Origin of the sequence: Mesorhizobium sp. NZP2234 (genome assembly GCF_013170765.1) — a bacterium.
In the GTDB taxonomy this organism is placed as follows: domain Bacteria; phylum Pseudomonadota; class Alphaproteobacteria; order Rhizobiales; family Rhizobiaceae; genus Mesorhizobium; species Mesorhizobium loti_D.
This window is the reverse complement of the sequence record NZ_CP033364.1, coordinates 4,258,549-4,280,712: the sequence shown is the minus strand read 5'-3', so window position 1 is coordinate 4,280,712 and position 22,164 is coordinate 4,258,549. Positions and strand designations below refer to the sequence as shown.

Annotated in this window: 22 protein-coding genes; 18 read left to right on the top strand and 4 right to left on the bottom strand. The window is 63.5% G+C overall.

Going from position 1 to position 22,164, the window contains the following annotated elements; genetic code table 11:
* Positions 1–3 precede the first annotated feature (3 nt).
* The 7 genes from EB230_RS32715 (at position 4) to EB230_RS21015 (ending at position 5,740) form a co-directional block, all read left to right on the top strand.
* On the top strand, positions 4–363 hold the full coding sequence (locus EB230_RS32715; protein ID WP_246738831.1) for a biotin/lipoyl-containing protein: 360 nt from the start codon (positions 4–6) through the stop codon (positions 361–363).
* Positions 364–419: 56 nt separating this feature from the next.
* The gene (locus EB230_RS21040) at positions 420–1,379 is read left to right on the top strand and encodes a 2-oxo acid dehydrogenase subunit E2 (RefSeq protein WP_246738830.1); all 960 of its coding nucleotides are present in this window, start codon (positions 420–422) and stop codon (positions 1,377–1,379) included.
* Between the two features lie 234 nt (positions 1,380–1,613).
* Entirely contained in the window at positions 1,614–2,249 is a 636-nt protein-coding gene (locus tag EB230_RS21035; protein ID WP_056577395.1) for an SGNH/GDSL hydrolase family protein, read from the top strand.
* Between the two features lie 16 nt (positions 2,250–2,265).
* Complete coding sequence (lpdA, locus tag EB230_RS21030; RefSeq protein ID WP_056577392.1) at positions 2,266–3,711, top strand: dihydrolipoyl dehydrogenase; 1,446 nt, start codon at positions 2,266–2,268, stop codon at positions 3,709–3,711.
* A 99-nt stretch (positions 3,712–3,810) separates the two neighbouring features.
* Positions 3,811–4,068 (top strand): GlsB/YeaQ/YmgE family stress response membrane protein, encoded by a 258-nt coding sequence (locus tag EB230_RS21025; RefSeq protein WP_027142753.1) that lies wholly within the window; start codon positions 3,811–3,813, stop codon positions 4,066–4,068.
* 137 nt (positions 4,069–4,205) lie between these two features.
* Positions 4,206–5,171: a lipoyl synthase gene (gene lipA, locus EB230_RS21020; RefSeq protein ID WP_056577389.1), complete on the top strand. Its 966-nt coding sequence runs from the start codon at positions 4,206–4,208 to the stop codon at positions 5,169–5,171.
* Positions 5,172–5,281: 110 nt separating this feature from the next.
* A complete protein-coding gene (locus EB230_RS21015; RefSeq protein ID WP_056577387.1) occupies positions 5,282–5,740 on the top strand; it encodes a type II toxin-antitoxin system RatA family toxin in 459 nt (152 codons plus the stop codon).
* Here the strand turns inward: EB230_RS21015 and EB230_RS21010 are convergent.
* Both EB230_RS21010 and EB230_RS21005 read right to left on the bottom strand, forming a co-directional pair.
* On the bottom strand, positions 5,716–6,225 hold the full coding sequence (locus EB230_RS21010; protein WP_056577384.1) for a CinA family protein: 510 nt from the start codon (positions 6,223–6,225) through the stop codon (positions 5,716–5,718). The two genes, EB230_RS21015 and EB230_RS21010, sit on opposite strands and share 25 nt — an antisense overlap.
* Complete coding sequence (locus tag EB230_RS21005; protein ID WP_172373903.1) at positions 6,222–7,445, bottom strand: bifunctional 2-C-methyl-D-erythritol 4-phosphate cytidylyltransferase/2-C-methyl-D-erythritol 2,4-cyclodiphosphate synthase; 1,224 nt, start codon at positions 7,443–7,445, stop codon at positions 6,222–6,224. The genes EB230_RS21010 and EB230_RS21005 overlap by 4 nt, the downstream gene beginning before the upstream one ends.
* Before the next feature lie 243 nt (positions 7,446–7,688).
* On the opposite strand from EB230_RS21005, the gene dusB reads away from it, so the two are divergent.
* The 8 genes from dusB to hflX all read left to right on the top strand — a co-directional run bounded on the left by dusB (position 7,689) and on the right by hflX (position 17,827).
* The gene (gene dusB, locus EB230_RS21000) at positions 7,689–8,717 is read left to right on the top strand and encodes a tRNA dihydrouridine synthase DusB (protein ID WP_172373902.1); all 1,029 of its coding nucleotides are present in this window, start codon (positions 7,689–7,691) and stop codon (positions 8,715–8,717) included.
* Positions 8,714–9,856: a nitrogen regulation protein NR(II) gene (locus EB230_RS20995; RefSeq protein WP_056577376.1), complete on the top strand. Its 1,143-nt coding sequence runs from the start codon at positions 8,714–8,716 to the stop codon at positions 9,854–9,856. The genes dusB and EB230_RS20995 overlap by 4 nt, the downstream gene beginning before the upstream one ends.
* A complete protein-coding gene (gene ntrC / locus EB230_RS20990; RefSeq protein WP_172373901.1) occupies positions 9,853–11,313 on the top strand; it encodes a nitrogen regulation protein NR(I) in 1,461 nt (486 codons plus the stop codon). The genes EB230_RS20995 and ntrC overlap by 4 nt, the downstream gene beginning before the upstream one ends.
* A 129-nt stretch (positions 11,314–11,442) precedes the next feature.
* Positions 11,443–13,728, top strand: a complete 2,286-nt coding sequence (locus EB230_RS20985; RefSeq protein ID WP_056577371.1) for a PAS domain-containing sensor histidine kinase — start codon at positions 11,443–11,445, stop codon at positions 13,726–13,728.
* Entirely contained in the window at positions 13,718–15,079 is a 1,362-nt protein-coding gene (locus EB230_RS20980; RefSeq protein ID WP_010909346.1) for a sigma-54 dependent transcriptional regulator, read from the top strand. Before EB230_RS20985 ends, EB230_RS20980 begins: the two co-directional genes overlap by 11 nt.
* 101 nt (positions 15,080–15,180) lie before the next feature.
* The gene (locus EB230_RS20975; RefSeq protein ID WP_056577368.1) at positions 15,181–16,044 is read left to right on the top strand and encodes a D-amino-acid transaminase; all 864 of its coding nucleotides are present in this window, start codon (positions 15,181–15,183) and stop codon (positions 16,042–16,044) included.
* A gap of 145 nt (positions 16,045–16,189) precedes the next feature.
* Positions 16,190–16,435, top strand: a complete 246-nt coding sequence (gene hfq / locus EB230_RS20970; protein WP_006202172.1) for an RNA chaperone Hfq — start codon at positions 16,190–16,192, stop codon at positions 16,433–16,435.
* A complete protein-coding gene (gene hflX, locus EB230_RS20965) occupies positions 16,436–17,827 on the top strand; it encodes a GTPase HflX (RefSeq protein ID WP_172373900.1) in 1,392 nt (463 codons plus the stop codon).
* 60 nt (positions 17,828–17,887) lie between these two features.
* On the opposite strand, the gene mazG is transcribed toward hflX, so the two are convergent.
* Both mazG and EB230_RS20955 read right to left on the bottom strand, forming a co-directional pair.
* The gene (gene mazG / locus EB230_RS20960; RefSeq protein ID WP_172373899.1) at positions 17,888–18,712 is read right to left on the bottom strand and encodes a nucleoside triphosphate pyrophosphohydrolase; all 825 of its coding nucleotides are present in this window, start codon (positions 18,710–18,712) and stop codon (positions 17,888–17,890) included.
* Between the two features lie 79 nt (positions 18,713–18,791).
* Positions 18,792–19,976: an amino acid aminotransferase gene (locus EB230_RS20955; protein ID WP_172373898.1), complete on the bottom strand. Its 1,185-nt coding sequence runs from the start codon at positions 19,974–19,976 to the stop codon at positions 18,792–18,794.
* 179 nt (positions 19,977–20,155) lie between these two features.
* Here EB230_RS20955 and EB230_RS20950 point away from each other — a divergent pair, with 179 nt between their 5' ends.
* The 3 genes from EB230_RS20950 (at position 20,156) to EB230_RS20940 (ending at position 22,156) form a co-directional block, all read left to right on the top strand.
* The gene (locus EB230_RS20950; protein ID WP_056577356.1) at positions 20,156–20,749 is read left to right on the top strand and encodes a histidine phosphatase family protein; all 594 of its coding nucleotides are present in this window, start codon (positions 20,156–20,158) and stop codon (positions 20,747–20,749) included.
* An 85-nt stretch (positions 20,750–20,834) separates the two neighbouring features.
* The gene (locus tag EB230_RS20945) at positions 20,835–21,386 is read left to right on the top strand and encodes a sigma-70 family RNA polymerase sigma factor (RefSeq protein WP_172373897.1); all 552 of its coding nucleotides are present in this window, start codon (positions 20,835–20,837) and stop codon (positions 21,384–21,386) included.
* Positions 21,383–22,156 (top strand): anti-sigma factor, encoded by a 774-nt coding sequence (locus EB230_RS20940; RefSeq protein WP_056577349.1) that lies wholly within the window; start codon positions 21,383–21,385, stop codon positions 22,154–22,156. Before EB230_RS20945 ends, EB230_RS20940 begins: the two co-directional genes overlap by 4 nt.
* The last annotated feature ends 8 nt before the right edge of the window (positions 22,157–22,164 follow it).

Here is a 22,164-nt window from a genome sequence, read left to right as displayed (position 1 = left end):
AACATGCCAATCAACATCACCATGCCGGCGCTCTCCCCCACGATGGAAGAGGGCAATCTGTCGAAGTGGCTGGTCAAGGAAGGCGATAAGGTTTCGCCGGGCGATGTCATAGCCGAGATCGAGACCGACAAGGCGACGATGGAAGTCGAAGCCGTCGATGAGGGCACGGTCGCCAAGCTCGTCGTCCCCGCCGGCACTGAGGGCGTCAAGGTCAATGCGCTGATAGCGGTGCTTGCTGCCGAGGGCGAGGACGCAAGCACCGCCGCGAAAAGCGGTGGTGGTGCTGCGCCGGCAAAGATTGAGGCGCCGAAAGCGGAAGCTCCCACCTCCCCCTCTGATGGGGTCGCGCCGGAGCGCGGGTGAGGTGAACACCGCCGCGCCCCACCCCGGCCGGGCAACCGACCTCCCGCAAGGGGAGGGTGAAGGACGCACTTTCGCCTCGCCGCTCGCGCCGCATCGCCAAGGAAGCCGGCGTCGATGTGTCTGGTGTGACCGGCACCGGCCCGCATGGGCGGGTGGTGAAGGCGGACGTCGACGCGGCGATCGCCGGTGGCGGCGCCAAGGCGGCGCCCGCGGCCAAGGCTCCGGCCGGCGCACCGGCTGCTGCTTCCGCTCCTGCCGTGAAGGCGATGTCGGACGACCAGGTGCTGAAGCTGTTCGAGGAAGGCTCCTACGAACTGGTCCCGCACGACAATATGCGCAAGACCATCGCGCGCCGCCTCGTCGAGGCCAAGACCACCATTCCGCATTTCTACCTGACGCTCGACTGCGAACTCGACGCGCTGTTGGCGCTGCGCACGCAGATCAATGCCGCCGCACCGATAAAGAAGACCGACAAGGGCGAGGCTCCCGCCTACAAGCTGTCGGTCAACGACATGGTCATCAAGGCGATGGCCATGGCGCTGAAGGCGGTGCCGGATGCCAATGCCTCATGGACCGAAGGCGCCATGGTCAAGCACAAGCATGCCGATGTCGGCGTCGCCGTCTCGATCCCCGGTGGGCTGATCACGCCGATCATCCGGCATGCCGACGAGAAGTCGCTGTCCACCATCTCCAACGAGATGAAGGATCTGGCGAGCCGTGCACGCAGCCGCAAGCTGAAGCCGGAAGAGTATCAGGGCGGCACCACGGCGGTGTCGAACCTCGGCATGTTCGGCATCAAGGACTTCGCCGCCGTCATCAACCCGCCGCATGCGACGATCCTGGCGGTCGGGGCCGGCGAGGAGCGGGCCGTGGTCAAGAACGGCGAGATCAAAATAGCCACCGTGATGTCGGTGACGCTGTCGACGGACCATCGTGCCGTCGACGGGGCACTTGGCGCCGAACTGCTCGTCGCCTTCAAGCGGCTGATCGAGAATCCGATGGGCATGCTGGTCTAGGCAAGGGGAGAGGCGGTGCGGAAATTCTTCACCAGCCTTTTCGTCTTCATCCTTTCCGGATTCGCCGGCGGCGTTGGCGGGCACGGCAACCGGCTATCCTCGCCAACGCACAGGGAGAATACATCCTGGTGTTCTTGCTCTCAGCGTTGGCAACGGTTGTCTTCACCCTCGTCTTTTCGTTGTGCGCTGGCGAGCAGGGCGCGGGTTTGATTGAAGCAAGGACGGGGTGAACGGATGAAGACGGTGCTTTGCTACGGCGATTCGCTGACCTGGGGTTACGATGCCGAGGGTGGCCGCCATGCGCTGCAGGATCGCTGGCCAAGCGTGCTGCAGGCCGGGCTTGGCGGTGGCGTCCAGGTCATCGCCGATGGCCTCAATGGCCGCACCACGGCCTTCGACGATCACCTGGCTGGAGCCGATCGCAACGGCGCGCGGCTGCTGCCGACGGTGCTGACGACACACGCGCCGATCGACCTGATCGTCATCATGCTCGGTGCCAACGACATGAAGCCGTGGATCCACGGCAATCCGGTCGCGGCCAAGCAAGGCATCCAGCGGCTGATCGACATCGTGCGCGGCCATGACTATCCGTTCGACTGGCCGGCGCCGCAGATACTCATTATGTCGCCGCCCGTTGTAAGCCGCACCGAAAATGCCGACTTCAAGGAAATGTTTGCCGGCGGCGAAGAGGCATCGAAGCAGCTCGCCCCACAATATGCGGCGCTCGCCGACGAGGTTGGCTGCGGCTTCTTCGATGCCGGCACGGTGGCGCAAACCACACCGCTCGATGGCGTCCATCTCGACGCCGAAAACACGCGAAACATCGGCAAGGCGCTGACACCGGTCGTGCGCGTCATGCTGGAATTGTGATTGAAGGAGAAAAATCGTGGCTGAGAACTATGACGTCATCATCATCGGCTCCGGCCCGGGCGGCTATGTCACGGCGGTGCGTTCCGCCCAGCTTGGTTTCAAGACGGCGATCGTCGAGCGCGAGCATCTCGGCGGCATCTGCCTCAATTGGGGCTGCATTCCGACCAAGGCGCTGCTGCGCTCGGCCGAGATCATGCACTATTCCGATCATCTGAAGGATTACGGCCTGAAGCTCGACGGCAAGGTCAGCGTCGACACATCGGCCGTTGTTGACCGGTCGCGCAAAGTCTCGCTGCGGCTCAATGGCGGCGTTGCTTTCCTGATGAAGAAGAACAAGGTCGACGTCATCTGGGGCGAAGCCAAGCTGTCGAAGCCCGGTGAGGTCGTCGTCTCCAAGACCGCCAAGAAGCCGATGGAGCCGCAGCCGCCTGTGCCGAAGGGCGTCAAGGGCGAGGGCACCTACACCGCCAAGCACATCATCCTGGCGACCGGTGCGCGGCCGCGCGCACTGCCCGGCATCGAGCCGGACGGCAAGCTGATCTGGACCTATTTTGAAGCCATGGTGCCGAAGGAGATGCCGAAGTCGCTGCTGGTGATGGGCTCGGGCGCCATCGGCATCGAATTCGCTTCCTTCTACTGCACCATGGGTGCCGACGTGACGGTCGTCGAATTGTTGCCGGCGGTGATGCCGGTCGAGGATGCCGAAGTCTCGAAATTCGCGCAAAAGCAGTTCGAGAAGCAAGGCATGAAGATCATCCTCGAGGCCAAGGTGACCAAGGTCGAGAAGGGTGCCAACTCGGTCACCGCGCATGTCGAGATGAAGGACGGCAAGGTCGAGAAGATCACCGCCGACCGCATGATTTCGGCCGTCGGCGTGCAAGGCAACATCGAGAATCTCGGCCTTGAAGCCCTTGGGGTGAAGACCGATCGCGGCTGCGTCGTCGTCGACGGCTACGGCAAGACCAATGTACCCGGCATCTACGCCATCGGCGATGTCGCCGGCCCGCCCATGCTTGCCCATAAGGCCGAGCATGAAGGCGTCGTATGTGTCGAGAAGATCGCCAATTTCCCTGGCGTGCATGCCATCGACAAGCTCAAGATCCCCGGTTGCACCTATTGCAATCCGCAGGTCGCTTCCGTCGGATTGACGGAAGCCAAGGCCAAGGCCGAAGGCAAGGATATCCGCGTCGGCCGCTTCCAGTTCGCCGCCAACGGCAAGGCGATCGCGCTGGGCGAGGACCAGGGCTTCATCAAGACCATCTTCGACAAGAAGACCGGTCAGCTGCTCGGCGCCCATATGGTCGGCGCCGAAGTGACCGAACTGATCCAGGGGTTTGTCGTGGCTATGAACCTCGAAACGACCGAGGAAGAACTGATGCACACCATCTTCCCGCATCCGACGCTGTCGGAGATGATGAAGGAAAGCGTGCTCGACGCCTATGGCCGCGCATTGAACGCATGATAGATTCGCCACAAGAGACTCAGCCGCGAAAGCCGCAGGATCTCTTCGGCAGCGTAGTTCGTTTCCGGATGCATTTTTACGTGCGCAAGGAGAAGGCAAATGCACTTGAACGGCGTGGGTTGGATCGCAGCCATCATCATCGGCGGCCTGGCAGGCTGGCTCGCCGAAATGGTCATGAAGAGCAACACCGGCATTTTCATGAACATTATCATGGGCATCGTCGGCGCGGTGGTGCTGAACGCAATCCTGCAGGCTCTCAATATCGGCGTGTTCGGCGTCGGCTGGACCGCCTATCTGATCACCGGCTTCATCGGTGCCTGCCTGCTGATCTGGGTCGGACGCCTGGTGCGCCGTTAAAGGCATATCGTTGCGGCTATGCGAAAACGGTTGTAGCGGCATGCGCCGCTGCAGCCTTTTTCTTTGTGCCGAAAAGTCCTAGATGACGTAAAAGTGACGATCGCCGACGGGCGATCGCGAGAAAAGCCAGGGTTCAGATGGTCACTGTCCTCGACACGATCGCCAACGCGCCGCGGTTGCGGCACCCCGAGAAGGCGCACAAGCCCGACCAGGAAGTTTTGCGCAAGCCGGATTGGATCCGCGTCAAGGCGCCGGTCTCGAAGGGCTATGCCGAGACGCGCGAGATCGTCAAATCCCACAAGCTGGTGACGGTCTGCGAAGAGGCTGGGTGCCCCAACATTGGCGAATGCTGGGAAAAGAAGCACGCCACCTTCATGATCATGGGCGAGATCTGCACCCGCGCCTGTGCCTTCTGCAATGTCGCCACCGGCATTCCAACCGCGCTCGACCCGGATGAGCCTGCCCGCGTCGCGCATGCCGTCAAGCAGATGGGGCTCAGCCACGTCGTCATCACCTCGGTCGACCGTGACGATCTCGCCGATGGCGGCGCGCAGCACTTCGCCGACGTTATCCGGGCCATCCGCGCGGCGACGCCGTCGACCACGATCGAAATCCTGACGCCCGATTTCCTGCGCAAGGACGGTGCGCTCGAGATCGTCGTGGCGGCCAGGCCCGACGTTTTCAACCACAATCTTGAAACCGTGCCGTCCAACTATCTGAAGGTCCGGCCGGGCGCGCGCTATTTCCACTCGATCAGGCTGTTGCAGCGGGTCAAGGAACTCGATCCGTCGATCTTCACCAAGTCCGGCATCATGGTCGGGCTGGGCGAGGAGCGGAATGAAATCCTGCAGCTGATGGACGATCTGCGTTCGGCCAATGTCGACTTCATGACCATCGGCCAATATCTGCAGCCGTCGAAAAAGCACCACCCGGTAATCCGCTTCGTCACCCCGGAGGAATTCAAATCCTTTGAGACGATCGGCCGGACCAAGGGTTTTCTGCTGGTGGCATCGAGCCCGCTGACGCGTTCATCGCACCACGCCGGCGACGATTTCGCCCGGCTGCGCGCGGCGCGGGAAGCGCAGCTCCAGAAATCGCTCTGATGCATGTCGCCCAAAGTGACCTCGGTTTGGGAGAACGACATGCATAAAAACGAAGATTCTGAAGCGTGTCGCATGAATCCGTTTCGACGCGACCCGCTCTAGAGCCGTTCATGCCGAAATTCGAAGCCACCCGCCGCGTTACCCATACGCCGCAGCAGATGTTCGCGCTGGTTGCCGATGTCGAGGCCTATCCGCAATTCCTGCCGCTTTGCGAAGCGCTGACGGTGCGCTCGCGCAAGGAGCGTGATGGGCGTACCGTTCTCGTCGCCGACATGAGCATCGGCTACAAGGCCATCCGCGAAACCTTCACGACGCAGGTGCTGCTGAAGCCCGACGAGAACGCCATCGACGTGAAGTACATCGACGGCCCGTTCAAATATCTGAGCAATGTCTGGCGCTTCGAGCCCGATGGAGCCGGCTGTGCCGTCCGCTTCTTCATCGACTATGAGTTCAAGAGCCGCATCCTCGGCGCGGTGATGGGCACCATGTTCGACCGCGCCTTTCGCATGTTCGCCGAGGCTTTCGAAAAGCGCGCCGACGCCGTCTATGGGGTTGCGCCGTCGGCCTGATGCTGGCCAAGCGCTCGCAGGCCCAACTCCAAGGCGTGCCTGACCGTTTCGCGGCGGATGAAAGCACGGCCCTTGTCGGCGAACAGCTGGCGTTCGGCGGTCACCGTTTGGCCAGCAAGGCCGACGCTAAACCAGACCAGGCCGACGGGTTTTTCCGCCGAACCGCCGCCGGGCCCGGCGATCCCGGTAACCGCCAGGGTCAACCCTGCGCGCGAGCGGGAAAGCGCACCGGCCGCCATCTCGATCGCTGTCTCGCGGGAAACCGCGCCATGCGCGTCGAGCGTGGCGGCGGAAACGCCAAGCATGTCCATCTTGGCTTCGTTGGAATAGGTGATGAAGCCGCGATCGACCACGGCGGAGGAGCCTGCAATGTCGGTCAGCGCGGCAATGATCATGCCGCCGGTGCAGCTTTCCGCCGTCGCCACCATGATGCCGCGCTCGCGGCAGGCCTCGAACAGGGCAATTGCCAGCTCACCGTTGTTCATTCCGGCACCTCGCCGGGAAAGACCACGCTGGCGGTGGCAATCGCCGCAATGCCTTCCTCGCGGCCGACGAAGCCGAGTCTTTCGTTGGTCGTCGCCTTGATCGAGATGCGGTCGGCGGAAATCCCCAGCATCCGCGAAAGGGCCGATGTCATCGTCTCGCGGTGCGGGCCAACGCGCGGCGCTTCACAGATCAGCGTGATGTCGGCATTGGCGATGCGTCCGCCGCGCTCGCGCACCACTTTCGCCGCATGTTCGACGAATATTCGGGACGCGGCACCCTTCCACTGAGGATCGGACGGCGGAAAATGCGTGCCGATGTCGCCGGCGCCGCAGGTCGCCAGCAGCGCATCGGTCAAGGCGTGCAGGCCGACATCGGCGTCGGAATGGCCGGACAATTTCTTGTCGTGCGGAATGGCGACGCCGCACAGGGTCACGTGATCGCCAGGCTCGAAGGCATGGACATCATAGCCGTTGCCGGTGCGGATGTCGGGGAAGTGCGTTCGTTCGCTGGAAAGTCGCTGGTGCGCCATGGCGATGTCCCGTGCCCAGGTGAGTTTGACATTGTCCGGCGAGCCCGGAACGAGCTTGACCGGAATATGCGCCCATTCGGCGATGGCCGCGTCATCGGTGAAATCGAGCTTGCCCAGCTGATGGGCCTTGTCGTGCGCGGCAAGGATCGGCCCGTAGGGAAAACCTTGCGGTGTTTGCGCCGCGTGCAGCCCGCTGCGGGAAACGGTTTCCGCGACGACGCCGGATGCCGACTCGCGCTTCAGCGTGTCGGCGACGGGCAGGGCAGGCAACGCCCCCTCGTATTCGCCGATGGCGGCGATGGTGCGGTCGATCAAGTCCGCGTCGACGAAAGGGCGGACCGCATCGTGAATCAGGACATGGTCTGGCGCATGGCCCTTCAGCGCCAGCAGCCCGAGCCGGACGGACTCCTGCCTGGTCGGTCCGCCAATGACGGCGATGACACGCTGGGCCTGGGCGCCCGCCGCTTGCCGGAACAGTTCGTGATCGTCGGCGTGGATGGCGACGACGATCTGACCGGTTCGCGGATGGGCAAGAAACATCTCCAGCGTATGCGCAATGACGGCGCGGTCGCCGATGTTCTGGTACTGCTTGGGTCCGTTGGCCTGCCCGGCACGAGCGCCGCGGCCGGCGGCGACGATCACCACCGCAACCCCACCTGTCGCGCCCGAGTTCTCACTTCCGTCAGTCATGGCGATTGGCTTAGCGCACGATCCCCAAAAGTGTAATTGGTTTTCCGAAAAGATCGTGCGTCAAATATGAATTCCAAAGTGTCCCCCGACGCATCCTCAAGGACGCAGGGCGCCTGGGGTCGCGACAAAACCGAAGGCCGGCATTTTCCCAATTGCGCCTTAATGTGGCGTCATTCCGCGTTGCACATTGCGGCGGTTCTGGCTAGAGAATGTGCAACGAATGGATGTGCTTGGTTTTTGTGCATGGTTAACCTGACCAAATTGGCCGCGTCTCTCGACGTCGGCGGCGTGGAAATCCGCAATCGCGTGTTCCTCGCGCCGATGTCGGGCATTACAGACGAGCCTTTCCGGCAGCGCGCCCATGGCCATGGCGCCGGCCTTGTCGTGTCCGAAATGGTGGCAAGTGGCGAACTTGCCAAGGGCAGGGCCGGCTTCGACCTGCGCATACGACATTCCGGCCTGCCCGTCCATATGGTGCAGCTTGCGGGCCGCGAGGCGGTCCATATGGCCGAAGGCGCGCGGATCGCCGCCGGCGAGGGCGCCGACATCATCGACATCAACATGGGCTGCCCGGCCAAGAAGGTTACCGGCGGCTATGCCGGTTCGGCATTGATGCTCGACCTTGATCATGCGCTGTCGCTGATCGAGGCCGTGGTCGGCGCGGTCAAGGTGCCGGTGACCGTCAAGATGCGGCTGGGCTGGGACGAAGGTGCGCTCAATGCGCCCGTCCTTGCGCGCCGTGCCGAGGAGGCGGGCGTCAGCATGGTGACGGTGCACGGTCGCACGCGCTGCCAGTTCTATCAGGGCAAGGCCGACTGGCGTGCCATCGCCCGCGTCAAGGAAGCGGTGTCGATTCCCGTGGTTGCCAACGGTGACGTCTGCTCCCCGGCCGAAGCGGCCACCATTCTCGAGCAATCCTGCGCCGATGCTGTGATGGTCGGCCGCGCGCATTACGGCGCGCCCTGGACCGCCGGTGGCATCGCAGCCGCGGCGGCAGGTGAAACGGCGGTCAACGTACCGCAGGACCCCGCGGCATTGGCCGACTATATCGTCGCCCACTACGAGGACATGCTGACGCTTTATGGTGTCGAGAGCGGCTTGCGGCAGGCGCGCAAGCATCTGGGCTGGTATCTCGATCGCCATGCCGTTGGCGTTGCCGACGACGACCGGAAAGCCATCCTGACCACGTTCGAGCCGGCCCGCGTCATTGCCTTGCTGCGAAATGTCTTCTCGCGCGATCCGCAACCCTTGATCCTGAGGAGCGCCGCATGAACGCCACCGCAGGCCAGGTCGCTGAAATGGCGGATGCCGCCCAGATCGTTCTCAACACCATCCGGCGTCCGGTGATCATGATCAGCGAGGAGGGGTTCATCACCTTCGCCAACGCCGATGCCGAGGACTTCTTTCGCTCCAGCGCGACCATGCTGGCGCGCAACACGCTGTCCAAGCTGATCCCCTTCGGCAGTCCGCTGCTGACCCTTGTCGATCAGGTGCGCGAGCGCCGGGCTCCGGTCAACGAGTATCGCGTCGATGTGTCGTCGCCACGCCTCGGCATCGAGAAGGTCGTCGATCTCTATGTCGCGCCGGTGCCGGAATTCCCGGGCTCCGTCGTGGTCATGTTCCAGGAACGCTCGATGGCCGACAAGATCGACCGGCAGATGACGCATCGTGGTGCGGCGCGCTCGGTGACCGGCCTGGCGGCGATGCTTGCCCATGAGATCAAAAACCCGCTCTCCGGCATCCGCGGTGCCGCCCAGTTACTCGAACTGTCCGCCTCCGATGAAGATCGCGCGCTGACCCGGCTGATCACCGACGAGACGGACCGTATCGTGTCGCTGGTCGATCGCATGGAGGTGTTTTCCGACGAGCGGCCGATCGACCGTTACCCCGTCAACATCCATGTCGTGCTCGACCACGTCAAGGCGATCGCCAAGAACGGTTTTGCAAAGAAAATCAGGATATTGGAGGACTATGATCCATCATTGCCTCCGGTATTCGCCAACCGCGACCAGCTGATCCAGGTGTTCCTGAACCTGGTCAAGAACGCCGCTGAGGCGATCGGCAGCGACCCGCATGGGGAGATCGTGCTGTCCACCGCCTTCCGGCCGGGCATCCGCGTTTCGGTTCCGGGCACGCAGGACCGCGTATCGCTGCCGCTGGAATTCTGCGTGCGCGACAATGGCTCCGGCGTATCGGAGGACATCCTGCCGATCCTGTTCGATCCCTTCATCACCACCAAGCCGAACGGCTCGGGGCTGGGGCTGGCGCTCGTCGCCAAGATCGTCGGCGAGCATGGCGGCATCATCGAATGCGACTCGACCCCGCGCGGAACCACCTTCCGCATCCTGATGCCGGCCTGGAAGGAAACGCCATTCGGTGCCGATGAAGACGGCGAAGGAGACCGCAAATGACCGCCCGCGGCAATATTCTCGTCGCCGATGACGATGCGGCGATCCGCACCGTGCTCAATCAGGCCCTCTCTCGCGTCGGCCATGAGGTGCGCGTGACCTCCAACGCCTCGACCTTGTGGCGCTGGGTGGCGGCGGGTGAGGGCGACCTCGTCATCACCGACGTGGTGATGCCGGACGAAAACGCGTTCGACATGCTGCCGCGCATCAAGAAGGCGCGGCCGGAGCTGCCCGTCATCGTCATGAGCGCCCAGAACACGTTCATGACGGCGATTCGCGCGTCCGAAACCGGCGCCTACGAATATCTGCCAAAGCCGTTCGACCTGACCGAGCTCCTCAACATCGTCAACCGGGCGCTGTCGGAGCCAAGACGGCCGAAGATCGATGCGCGGCCGGATGAGCAGCCTGAAACGATGCCGCTGGTCGGCCGTTCGGCGGCCATGCAGGACATCTACCGCATGCTGGCGCGCATGATGCAGACCGACCTGACGGTGATGATCTCGGGTGAGTCCGGCACCGGCAAGGAACTGGTGGCGCGTGCGCTGCATGAGTATGGCCGCCGTCGCGGCGGCCCGTTCGTTGCCATCAACATGGCGGCGATTCCGCGCGACCTGATCGAATCGGAGCTGTTCGGGCACGAGAAGGGCGCTTTCACCGGCGCCCAGAACCGCTCCACCGGCCGTTTCGAGCAAGCCGAGGGCGGAACGCTGTTCCTCGACGAGATCGGCGACATGCCGATGGAGGCGCAGACGCGCCTGCTGCGCGTCCTCCAGCAGGGCGAATACACAACGGTCGGCGGCCGTACGCCGATCAAGACCGACGTGCGCATTGTCGCGGCCACCAACAAGGATCTGCGCACCCTGATCAACCAGGGACTGTTCCGCGAGGATCTGTTCTACCGCCTCAACGTCGTGCCGCTGAGACTGCCGGCATTGCGCGAGCGGTCGGAGGACGTGCCAGACCTCGTGCGCCACTTCTTCAAGCTTGGCGAGATGGAGGGGCTGCAGACCAAGCGCATCTCCTCCGGCGGCATCGAACTGATGAAGCGTTACCCATGGCCAGGCAACGTGCGCGAACTGGAAAACCTCGTTCGCCGGCTGGCCGCCCTCTATTCGCAGGACGAGATTTCCGCCGAGATCATCGAGGCGGAGCTCAAGACCGGGGAACGGCCCGTGGTCCCCGGCGGTGGAAACCTCATCCCCGACGACCTCTCCATCGGCCAGGCGGTTGAGCATTTCCTGCAGCGCTATTTCGCCTCGTTTGCCGGCGAATTGCCGCCTGCCGGGCTCTATCAGCGCATCCTGTCCGAAGTCGAATATCCGCTGGTCCTGGCCTCGATGACGGCGACTCGCGGCAACCAGATCAAGGCGGCGGAGCTGCTGGGCCTGAACCGTAACACGCTGCGCAAGAAGATTCGCGAACTCGGCGTCAATGTCTATAAATCGTCGCGGCCAGCCTGAGCGCTGATCCGATCCCGCTCTTTTCAGGGGACCGCGAGGCGAAAGATTTCCGCCATTGTCACACTTGTTGCATAATCGCCACAATGCGTTGCATAGATCGGACGCAATCATTGGCTCCAAGACGGTGACATGGCTCCGCAGGCACCTGTACTCAACCAACCGCTCTTCAGCGAACCCGGCGCGCGCGATAGGCGCCGCTTGCTGGCGCTGCCCGGCGTGGTGGCGGTTGTCGGCGCGCTGGTCATGGCGGCCATCTCCTTCACCATCCTGGTCGGCGCGACGCCGATCGCGCCTGACGCCAGGACGACCTGGGCGCTGATCGCGCTCAACGCCGCTTTCGTGCTCTTCCTCAGCGCCCTGGTCGGACGCGAGGTGCATCGCATAGTGATGGCGCGCCGGCACGGCAAGGCGGCCTCGCGGCTGCATGTGCGCATCGTTGCGATGTTCGCGCTGGTTGCCGCCATTCCCGCCATCATGGTGGCGATCATCGCCTCGATCACGCTCGATATCGGCCTCGACCGCTGGTTCGAGATTCGCACAAAGACGATCGTCAATTCCTCGCTGTCGATCGCCGATGCCTATGTCCAGGAAAACGCCCGCAATCTGCAAGGCACCACGCTGTCGATGGCCTATGACCTCGATGCGTCGCGCACGCTCTACGGCCTTGACCGGACGGGCTTTCTCGACCTCCTCAACAAGGAGGCGGTAGGCCGGTCGCTAGCCCACGCGGCGCTGATCAAGCCCGACGGCTCATTCGTCATGAGCGCCCAGACCGATGCCGATTTCGCCATGCCGGAACCGCCTGAAGGCTCAGTCAGCAGCGCCACCGACGGCAGACCGGTGCTGATAGAACCGCGCACCCGCAACATCATGGGCGCCATCGTCAAGCTGCGTGAGATCGAGGGCCTCTATCTCTACACCATCCGATTGGTCGATCCCGAGGTGATCAAGGCGCGGCAGATCGTTAGGTCCAACACGGACGAGTACCGCAATCTCGAAGACAACAGGCGCACCTCGCAAGTGGCCTTCGCGTTGCCCTATCTGTCGCTGACCCTGATCATCATCCTGTCGGCGATCTGGACCGGCATTGCCGTCGCAGACCGTCTTGTGCGGCCGATTCGCCAGCTCATCGGTGCCGCCGACGAGGTAGCCACAGGCAATCTCGACGTCGCTGTCCCCGTCAGGCCTTCCGATGGCGATGTCGCCTCGCTCGGCGACACCTTCAACAAGATGCTGCTCGAGCTCAAATCGCAACGCAACGAGATCCTGTCGGCAAAGGACCTGATCGACGAGCGGCGGCGCTTTTCCGAAGCCGTGCTTGCCGGTGTCACCGCCGGCGTCATCGGCGTCGATCCCTATGGCATCATCACCATCGTCAACCGTTCGGCCGAATCGATGCTGGCCATTTCCGCCAATGCCGCGCTCGGGCAGAACCTTTCCGCCATCCTGCCGCATGTCGGCCGCGTCTTCGAGATCGGCCGCCAGTCGGGCAAGCCTGTCTATCGCGAGCAGGTGACGTTCTTCCGCGCCGGCACCGAGCGCACCTTCAACGTGCAGATCACCATCGAGGCCGGTGACGACGGCTCGGAGGAGAAATCCTACGTCGTGACGGTCGACGATATTACCGATCTGGTCCAGGCACAGCGTTCTTCCGCCTGGGCCGACGTGGCGCGCCGCATCGCCCACGAGATCAAGAACCCGCTGACGCCGATCCAGCTTTCGGCCGAACGCATCAAGCGCCGTTACGGCAAGGTCATCACCGAGGACCGCGAGGTTTTCGACCAATGCACCGACACCATCATACGGCAGGTCGAGGATATTGGCCGCATGGTCGACGAATTCTCCGCCTTCGCGCGCATGCCCAAGCCGGAGATGAAGGCCATCGATCTGCGCGAATCGCTGCGCGAGGCTTCGTTCCTGGTCGAAGTCAGCCGCGCCGACATCACCTTCGAGCGGATATTTGGCAACGAACCGCTCAAGGGTACGTTCGACAGCCGCCTTCTGGCGCAGGCTTTCGGCAATGTGATCAAGAACGCCGCCGAAGCGATCGATGGACTGGAACAGAAGGATGGTTCGCACGGCATAATCCGGATTCAAGCCGGACGTCAGAATGGCGCGATTCGAATCGACGTCATCGACAATGGCAAAGGCCTGCCGCGGGAGAATCGCCAACGGCTGCTCGAGCCCTATATGACCACACGAGAGAAGGGCACCGGGCTTGGTCTCGCTATCGTCAAGAAGATCGTGGAGGACCATGGCGGCAGGCTGGAACTTCATGATGCACCTGCGGACTTCCATGGCGGGCGCGGCGCGATGATCAGCATCATTCTGCCGCCCGCGGCCGCCACGCCGCCGCGCGGTGAGGCCAAAACGGAACACGAAAGAGAAACTGAAAAGGTCGGTAATGGCGTCTGATATTCTCATCGTCGATGACGAGGAAGACATCCGCGAGCTCGTCGCAGGCATCCTGAGCGACGAAGGTCACGAAACCCGCACGGCGTTCGACGCCGACAGCGCGCTGGCTGCCATAGCCGATCGTGCGCCGAGGTTGATTTTCCTCGACATCTGGCTGCAGGGCTCGCGTCTGGACGGGTTGGCGCTGCTGGACGAGATCAAGACCATGCACCCCACCTTGCCGGTGGTGATGATCTCCGGCCACGGAAACATCGAAACGGCGGTCTCCGCCATCCGTCGCGGCGCCTACGATTTCATCGAGAAGCCTTTCAAGGCCGACAGGCTGATCCTCATTGCCGAGCGGGCGCTGGAAACCTCGAAACTGCGGCGCGAGGTCTCCGACCTCAAGCAGCGCAGCGGCGAGACCTTCGACCTGATCGGCATGTCGTCGGCGATGAGCCAGCTGCGCCAGACCATCGAGCGCGTCGCGCCGACCAACAGCCGTGTCATGATCATCGGTCCGTCCGGCTCGGGCAAGGAACTGGCGGCGCGCGCCATCCACACGCTGTCGGCGCGCAAGGGCGCGCCGTTCGTGACGCTGAGCGCCGCCAACATAACGCCGGAGCGCATGGAGATCGAACTGTTCGGCACCGAATCGAACGGTGTCGAGCGTAAGGTCGGCGCGCTGGAGGAGGCCCATCGCGGCATCCTCTACATCGACGAAGTGGCCGACATGCCGCGCGAGACGCAGAACAAGATCCTGCGCGTTCTGGTCGAGCAGCAGTTCGAGCGGGTTGGGGGCACCAAACGGGTCAAGGTCGACGTCCGCATTATCTCCTCGACCTCGCAGAACCTGGAAGCCATGATCGCCGACGGCCGTTTCCGCGAGGATCTCTATCATCGCCTGGCGGTGGTTCCCGTGATGGTGCCGGGACTGGCCGAGCGGCGCGAGGATATTCCCTATCTCGTCGACAATTTCATGAAGCAGATCGCCCGCCAGGCCGGTATCAAGCCGCGTCGCATCGGCGACGACGCGCTGGCCGTGCTGCAGGCGCACAACTGGCCGGGGAACGTGCGCCAGCTGCGCAACAATGTCGAGCGCCTGATGATCCTGGCGCGGGGCGACGACGTCGATGCGCCGATCACCGCGGATCTTCTGCCGTCCGAGATCGGCGATGTCATGCCGCGCACGCCGAATCAGTCCGACCAGCACATCATGGCGCTGCCGCTGCGCGAGGCGCGTGAACAGTTCGAGAAGGACTATCTCATCGCCCAGATCAACCGCTTTGGCGGCAACATCTCGAAGACGGCCGAGTTCATCGGCATGGAACGCTCGGCCCTGCACCGCAAGCTGAAGTCGCTGGGCGTCTGACAGGCGCGATGTCTGTTCAGCCACGCCTGGGCCAAGCATTTGCCGGTTACGGCCAAGGCGGAATCGCATAAGAAAGCCCGAGAGTTCTCCAGGGGTCGCCAATGCCGCGCATTGCCTATGTCAACGGGCGCTACGTCGCTCACGCGGACGCTTCCGTGCATATCGAGGATCGCGGCTATCAATTCGCCGACGGTGTCTATGAGGTCTGCGAAGTGGCGCGCGGCTTCATCGTCGACATGCCGCGCCACCTCGCTCGGCTGAACCGCTCGCTGACCGAACTCTCGATCGCCTGGCCGGTCGCGCGCAACGTGCTGCCGCTCATCCTGCGCGAAGTGGTCAACCGCAACCATGTCGCCAACGGTCTGGTCTATGTCCAGGTGACGCGCGGTGTCGCAAGCCGTGACTTTGTCTTCCCGTCGGCGGACACCAAGCCGTCCCTGGTCGTGACAGCCAAGAAGGCCGACCCCGCCGCCGGCACAAAGCGAGCCGAAACAGGTATCGCGGTCATCACCGTGCCCGAGAATCGCTGGGACCGGGTTGACATCAAGAGCGTCGGACTGCTGCCCAACGTATTGGCCAAGCAGAAGGCCAAGGAAGCGGGGGCCCAGGAGGCATGGTTCGTCGACACCGACGGCAACGTCAAGGAAGGCGGGTCGTCGAATGCCTGGATCGTGACCAGGGACGGCGTCCTGGTCACCAGGCCGGCCGATCATGGCATCCTGCGCGGCATCACCCGCACGACCATGTTTGAGGTGGCGGCAAAGCTCGGCCTGAAGATCGAGGAGCGCGGTTTTTCGGTTGCCGAGGCAAAGACGGCGCGCGAGGCTTTCATCAGTTCCGCGACCACGATTGCCATGCCGGTCGTATCGATCGACGGCGATCCGGTCGCCAATGGACATCCCGGCTCAATAACACTTTCGTTGCGGCAAGCCTTTTTTGACGTTGCGGAAAAAAGTCCAGCCTGATAACCGCACAGGTGGAATGAACATCAATATATCTCGTTCTGCTTGTCGTTACTGACGACAAGACGGTGTTTGCGCGCTTGACATGTGCCCGACAATTTGGCGCATTGGCTAGCAAACCGAAGGGGATCGGCGAAAGACAAGAACAATGGCGGAACGATCGCAAAACCTTCAGGACCTGTTCCTGAATTCAGTTCGCAAGAGCAAGAACCCGCTCACCATCTTCCTCATCAACGGCGTGAAGCTGACCGGCGTGGTCACTTCGTTCGACAATTTTTGTGTGCTGCTGCGCCGCGACGGTCACTCCCAGCTCGTCTACAAGCACGCCATTTCCACGATCATGCCGAGCCAGCCGGTTCAGATGTTCGATGGCGAGGAAAGCCAGGGCGCCTGATTGGCACGTGAGAAAGACGCGGACGCTACGGTTCGCGGAAAACCAGCGCATCATCCCGGGACGGAAGCCAAGGGGCCGACCCGGGCTGTCGTCATTGTACCTGTGCTTACCCGCCAGCCGCGCGGCGACGACGATACCAACCGTCCTCGGTTGACGCGGTCGGCTGAAGCCCGCCACGACGAGGCGGTCGGCCTTGCCCGGGCCATCAATCTCGACCCCGTCCATACGGCTGTCGTGACCGTCAACGACCCACGCCCCGCGACCTTGCTCGGCAGCGGCAAGGTCGAAGAGTTCGCCGAGATCGTCAAGAAGAAGGACGCGGAGCTGGTCATCGTCGACCATCCCCTGACCCCGGTGCAGCAGCGCAATCTTGAGAAAGAGCTGCATGCCAAGGTGCTCGACCGCACCGGGTTGATCCTCGAGATCTTCGGCGAGCGCGCCCGCACCAAGGAAGGCACGCTGCAGGTCGAACTTGCCCATCTCAACTACCAGAAAGGCCGCCTTGTCCGCAGCTGGACCCACCTTGAACGTCAGCGCGGCGGTGCCGGCTTCCTCGGCGGCCCCGGCGAAACCCAGATCGAATCAGACCGGCGGCAGTTGCAGGAAAAGATCATCAAGCTGAAGCACGAGCTGGAAACGGTTCGTCGTACCCGCGACCTGCACCGCGCCAAGCGCAAGAAGGTGCCTTTCCCGGTGGTGGCGATCGTCGGCTACACCAATGCCGGCAAGTCGACACTGTTCAACAGGCTGACCGGAGCGGATGTACTGGCGCAGGACATGCTGTTCGCCACGCTCGACCCGACGCTGCGCCGCGTTCGCCTGCCGCATGGCACGCCGATTATCCTGTCGGACACGGTCGGTTTCATCTCGGACCTGCCGACGCATCTGATCGCGGCTTTTCGCGCGACGCTGGAAGAGGTGGTCGAGGCCGATCTCGTCATCCATCTGCGCGATATCTCCGATCCCGACACGGCCGCACAGGCAGAGGATGTAGAGCGCATCCTGGCCGACCTCGGCGTCGACGCCAGTGATACCAAGCGTGTGATCGAGGTCTGGAACAAGGTCGATCTGCTGGACGAAGGCAACAGGAGCCGGCTGCTCGCCGATGCCGCCGGCGGCGGCAAGGGGCCGCCAATCGCCGTGTCAGCGGTGACCGGCGAGGGCATCGACGCGCTGAAGGCGCTCATCGAGACGCGAATGGCGGGAGAGCTCGAAGACCTGACGGTGACGATCGAGCCGGCGCAGTTCGGTCTTGTCGATTGGCTTTACCGGAATGGCGATGTCGTTTCGCGTACCGACAATGACGACGGGAGCGCCACCATCTCGCTCAAGGCCACCCAAAGCGCGCGCGAAGAGATCGAGAGCCGATTGCGTCGTAAAAACAACGGGTAGCCCAGAGAAATTCCAGGAAAGCATGCAGCGCTTTCCGTCCGGGGTTGCCGGTTGACAGGCCTACTTCGCGCGCTTCGCTTCCTGCCAGAGCGCTTCCATCTCGGCCAGGGTGGCCCTTTCAAGCGTATTGCCCGACTTTTCCAGGGCCTGCTCGACATAATGGAAGCGTGAGCGGAATTTTTCATTCGTGCCGCTCAGCGCCGCTTCCGAATCGAGCTTGAGATGCCGTCCGAGATTAACGACGGCGAACAGCATGTCGCCGAACTCGTCCTGGATCGCGGCCGTCTCGCCCTTGGCCAGCGCCTCGCGCAGCTCGCCGATCTCTTCCTCGATCTTGTCAAGGATGGGGGCCGCCTCGCTCCAGTCGAAGCCGACACGGGCAGCTTTCTCCTGAAGTTTCAGCGCCCGCGTCAAAGCGGGCAGGGCGACCGGAACGCTGTCCAGGAACCCCTTGCCATTGTCCTCCGGGTCGAGGCCGCGCGCGAGGCGTGCTTGTCGCTTCTCCGCCTTCTCCTGTGCCTTGATCTTTTCCCACATGCCCTTGGCCATGCCGGCGCTGCGGGCCTTCTCGTCGCCGAAGACATGCGGGTGGCGACGGATCATTTTCGTCGTGATTGCCTGGACCACATCCGGGAAGCCGAATTCACCGGCTTCCTCGGCCATTTGCGCATGATAAACGACCTGCAGCAGGAGATCGCCGAGCTCGTCGCGCAGGTCATCGAGATCACCACGGGCGATGGCATCCGCCACCTCATAGGCTTCCTCGATCGTGTAGGGGGCGATAGTCGAGAAATCCTGCTCGATGTCCCATGGACAGCCTGTCTTCGGCGCGCGCAGCGCCGCCATGATCTCGATCAGGCGCGAAATGTCTTTCGATGGCGTCATGCCGCGATGCTATCCTGCGGCCCGACGCGCGGCCAATGTTGTCAGCCGGCGAGAGCGCCTTGTCCACAGCTGAGCCGCTTCAGTCGAGTACGGAGACGATGGCCTTGGCTAGGTCATCCATGCCGTCCTCGGGTAAACCCGCGACATTGATGCGGCTGTCGCCGACCATGTAGACGCCATGTTCGGTGCGCAGCCGCTCGACCTGCTCCTCCGTGAGGCCAAGTCGCGAGAACATGCCGCGATGGCTGGCAACGAAGTCGAAGCGGTCGGAGTTGGATTGCCGGCGCAATGCCTCGGCGAACTGCACGCGAAGCCGAAGCATGCGCAGGCGCATCTCTTCCAGCTCGGCTTCCCAGTCGGCACGCAAGGTGGCGTCTTCCAGGACGATACGCACGGCCGCCGCGCCATGGTCCGGCGGCATCGAATACATGGCGCGCGCCGCCGACAGCATCTGGCTCATCGCCACATCGGCCTGCGCGCCATCCTTGGCCAGGACCATCGCCGCGCCGACACGGTCGCGGTAGACGGCAAAATTCTTCGAGCAGCTGGAGGCGACGACCATTTCCGGAACTTTCGCCGCCAGCAGGCGCAAGCCGAGGGCATCGGCCTCGAGGCCGTCGCCAAAGCCCTGATAGGCGATGTCGACGAACGGCAGCAGACCGCGCTCGACGACGAGAGCGGTGACGGCCTCCCACTGCGACGCATCGAGGTTGGCGCCGGTCGGGTTGTGGCAGCAGCCATGCAGCAGCACCACGTCGCCGCTCTTGGCCGTGCGCAACGCCGCCAGCATGTCGTCGAAACGAACCGCGCCCGAGGCCGCATCGAAATAGGGGTATTCACGGATCTGCAGGCCGGCGGCACGCATCACCGGCATGTGGTTCGGCCAGGTCGGGTCCGACAGCCAGACGGTGGCATCCGAACGCGTCCGCTTCAGCAACTCCGCCACCAGGCGCAGGGCGCCGGAGCCACCAGGCGCCTGTGCCGCCCGGATGCGCGTCATGTCCGCGCCTTGGCCGAAGGCGAGCTTCGCCATCACCGCGTTGAAGCCGACATCACCGGCCAACCCAAGATAGGTCTTGGTGTCCTGGCTGTTCAGCAGCCGCTTTTCGGCCTCGCGCACTGCGCGCATCACCGGCGTCTTGCCGTCGCGATCCTTGTAGACGCCAACGCCGAGGTCGACCTTGTTGGGGCGTGGGTCGGCGCGATAAAGGCCGATCAGGGCCAGGATCTTGTCGGCGGGAGCTGGCTGCAGGTCTTCAAACATCACTATGGTTCCGTTGGCGCGGCGGAGTGATACGCAAATCGAGCGTGATGCACCAGCGGTTTTAGTTATGCGAAACAGAGGGCGGCACCCAGGAGTGTGGCCTTTCGATCGAAACGATAGCCGCTATTCTAATCGCTGCGTATGCGCCGCTTCGAAAGCGGCTTAGGGATGACTGGTTCATGCTTGTAAGGCTGACGATGATCTGCAACGGCGCCACGGCCGCGACACGCCTGGGGGCGTTCCCATCGGACGAGCCGCTGGAGCCGCGATCGCTGACGCTGGCGAAGGCCCTGCGCGGGACCTTGCGCCGTGCCGACCGCGTGTGGACGGCGCCCGCGCTTCGCGCTCGGCAGACCGCCGAGGCGCTGGGGTTGGAGGCATCGGCCGAACCGCTTTTGGCGGACCAGGATCATGGAAGCTGGGCCGGCAAGAGATTTGAGGAGGTGCAGGCGGAGCAGCCAGAGGATATCGCTGCTTGGCTCGCAGACCCAAATGCAGCGCCGCACGGCGGCGAGTCGCTGGCCGACGTTGCCCATCGGGCCTCCGACTTGATGAACCGGCTAATCGCCGAGCGTGGCCATACGATCGCGCTGACCCATGCCAGCGTCATTCGCACAGCGATCCTGCATGTTCTTGGTGCCCCGCTTGCCGCCAGCTGGAAGATCGACATCGAGCCGCTGAGCATCACCGATTTTCGCAGCGACGGCCGCAGATGGGTGTTGCGCGCCTGCGGCGTGACCATGCCCAAACCGGCAAAACCACTTCGCCCCTGAGGGCCGGGCGGGCGAAGGGGCGCAAATGCGATCCTCCGAAGAGCCCGTCGAAGAAAAATGGCGAGGTCGGGATTAAAATCCCCACATGCTCCGTAAACAGGGCATGAAACGGTCGATGCCACGCTTTGACATCATAGGACAGCTCGGATCACTGCGGCGCTACGCGCAGTCGCTGACGCGCGACAGTGTGGATGCCGAGGATCTTGTGCATGACGCGCTGGTGCGCGCCTATGAGCGACGCGGCACTTTCCGCTCCGGCGGAAACCTGCGGGCGTGGCTGCTCTCGATCGTCCACAACGCCTTTGTCGACCGCATGCGCTCGCGCCGCTCGGAAGCGGCGCGCATCGAACAGGCAGGATACCTCGCCGACGCCGCCACGCCAGCGCCGCAGGAGCATTCGGTACGCCTGGCGCAGGTGCGGGAAGCCTTTTTCAACCTGCCGGAAGAGCAGCGTTCGGCGCTGCATCTGGTCGCCATCGAAGGGCTTTCCTATCAGCAGGCGGCCAATGCCACGGGCGTGCCGCTAGGTACTCTGATGTCGCGCATCGGCAGGGCGCGCGCCGCCTTGCGCCAGATGGAAGACGCCGCCCCGGGGCGCGGCAAGAATCATCTCAGGATCGTGGGAGGTGAGCAATGACCGCTCTTGTCGACCCCGTTACGGACACCGACCTCGACGCCTATGTCGACGAGCAACTGGACGTCGCCCGCCGCATCGAGGTGGAAGCATTCCTGTCCACGCGTCCGGAGGCTGCCGCACGCGTGATGTCGGATCTGCGGACCCGCGACGAACTGCGCGTGGCGCTCGCCGGCTCCAAGGGCATGGCGCGGCCGGCGACCGCTGACGCGGCGCGACGTCTGGAGAGGGGGCTTGCCCGCGGCCGCATCTTCGGCGTGTTGCAGCGCGCTGCCGCCGTTGCCGCCTTCGTTGCCGCCGGCTGGCTGGCGAACGGTATCATTGGCCCGATGTCCGTGACCAAGGTCGTCGCTTCGCCGCAGCCGCCCGCTTATGTCGACGAGGCGGTGCGGGCGCACAGGACGACGCTGGTGCGCGAAGCCATGCCCTCGCAGCCGGAAGCGCCCAATTACAACGCCGGAGAGATCCGCGCCGCCACGGCGATCGTCATGCCGTCGCTGCCAAAGGACTGGAAGGTGCGCGACGTGCAGATCTATCCGTCGCGCTTCGGCCCGAGCGTCGAGATGGCTGTCGACACCAAGGATATGGGCCTGGTGTCGCTGTTTGCCATCCGGCCGGGAACCTTCGACGTGGTCAAGCCGACCGTCGCGCCCTCGGGCGATATTTCCTCGGCCTATTTTCAGATCGGCGAGGTTGCCTACGCGGTGGTCGCGAAGAGTGGAGTTCATGACCTCGACCGCGCCGCCGAGACGCTCGCCAGAACACTTTACTGACCGATCCA

What these genes read in the sequence shown, in the direction of transcription:
- EB230_RS32715 (WP_246738831.1), top strand. Translation starts at nt 4, where the DNA reads ATGCCAATCAACATCACCATGCCGGCGCTCTCCCCCACGATGGAAGAG.
- dusB (WP_172373902.1), top strand. Translation starts at nt 7,689, where the DNA reads ATGGTTAACCTGACCAAATTGGCCGCGTCTCTCGACGTCGGCGGCGTG.
- EB230_RS21005 (WP_172373903.1), bottom strand. Translation starts at nt 7,445, where the DNA reads ATGACTGACGGAAGTGAGAACTCGGGCGCGACAGGTGGGGTTGCGGTG.
- EB230_RS21010 (WP_056577384.1), bottom strand. Translation starts at nt 6,225, where the DNA reads ATGAACAACGGTGAGCTGGCAATTGCCCTGTTCGAGGCCTGCCGCGAG.
- EB230_RS20950 (WP_056577356.1), top strand. Translation starts at nt 20,156, where the DNA reads ATGCTTGTAAGGCTGACGATGATCTGCAACGGCGCCACGGCCGCGACA.
- EB230_RS21025 (WP_027142753.1), top strand. Translation starts at nt 3,811, where the DNA reads ATGCACTTGAACGGCGTGGGTTGGATCGCAGCCATCATCATCGGCGGC.
- EB230_RS21035 (WP_056577395.1), top strand. Translation starts at nt 1,614, where the DNA reads ATGAAGACGGTGCTTTGCTACGGCGATTCGCTGACCTGGGGTTACGAT.
- EB230_RS21015 (WP_056577387.1), top strand. Translation starts at nt 5,282, where the DNA reads ATGCCGAAATTCGAAGCCACCCGCCGCGTTACCCATACGCCGCAGCAG.
- EB230_RS20940 (WP_056577349.1), top strand. Translation starts at nt 21,383, where the DNA reads ATGACCGCTCTTGTCGACCCCGTTACGGACACCGACCTCGACGCCTAT.
- EB230_RS20980 (WP_010909346.1), top strand. Translation starts at nt 13,718, where the DNA reads ATGGCGTCTGATATTCTCATCGTCGATGACGAGGAAGACATCCGCGAG.
- EB230_RS20945 (WP_172373897.1), top strand. Translation starts at nt 20,835, where the DNA reads ATGCTCCGTAAACAGGGCATGAAACGGTCGATGCCACGCTTTGACATC.
- EB230_RS20975 (WP_056577368.1), top strand. Translation starts at nt 15,181, where the DNA reads ATGCCGCGCATTGCCTATGTCAACGGGCGCTACGTCGCTCACGCGGAC.
- lipA (WP_056577389.1), top strand. Translation starts at nt 4,206, where the DNA reads ATGGTCACTGTCCTCGACACGATCGCCAACGCGCCGCGGTTGCGGCAC.
- hfq (WP_006202172.1), top strand. Translation starts at nt 16,190, where the DNA reads ATGGCGGAACGATCGCAAAACCTTCAGGACCTGTTCCTGAATTCAGTT.
- EB230_RS20995 (WP_056577376.1), top strand. Translation starts at nt 8,714, where the DNA reads ATGAACGCCACCGCAGGCCAGGTCGCTGAAATGGCGGATGCCGCCCAG.
- mazG (WP_172373899.1), bottom strand. Translation starts at nt 18,712, where the DNA reads ATGACGCCATCGAAAGACATTTCGCGCCTGATCGAGATCATGGCGGCG.
- EB230_RS20955 (WP_172373898.1), bottom strand. Translation starts at nt 19,976, where the DNA reads ATGTTTGAAGACCTGCAGCCAGCTCCCGCCGACAAGATCCTGGCCCTG.
- EB230_RS20985 (WP_056577371.1), top strand. Translation starts at nt 11,443, where the DNA reads ATGGCTCCGCAGGCACCTGTACTCAACCAACCGCTCTTCAGCGAACCC.
- ntrC (WP_172373901.1), top strand. Translation starts at nt 9,853, where the DNA reads ATGACCGCCCGCGGCAATATTCTCGTCGCCGATGACGATGCGGCGATC.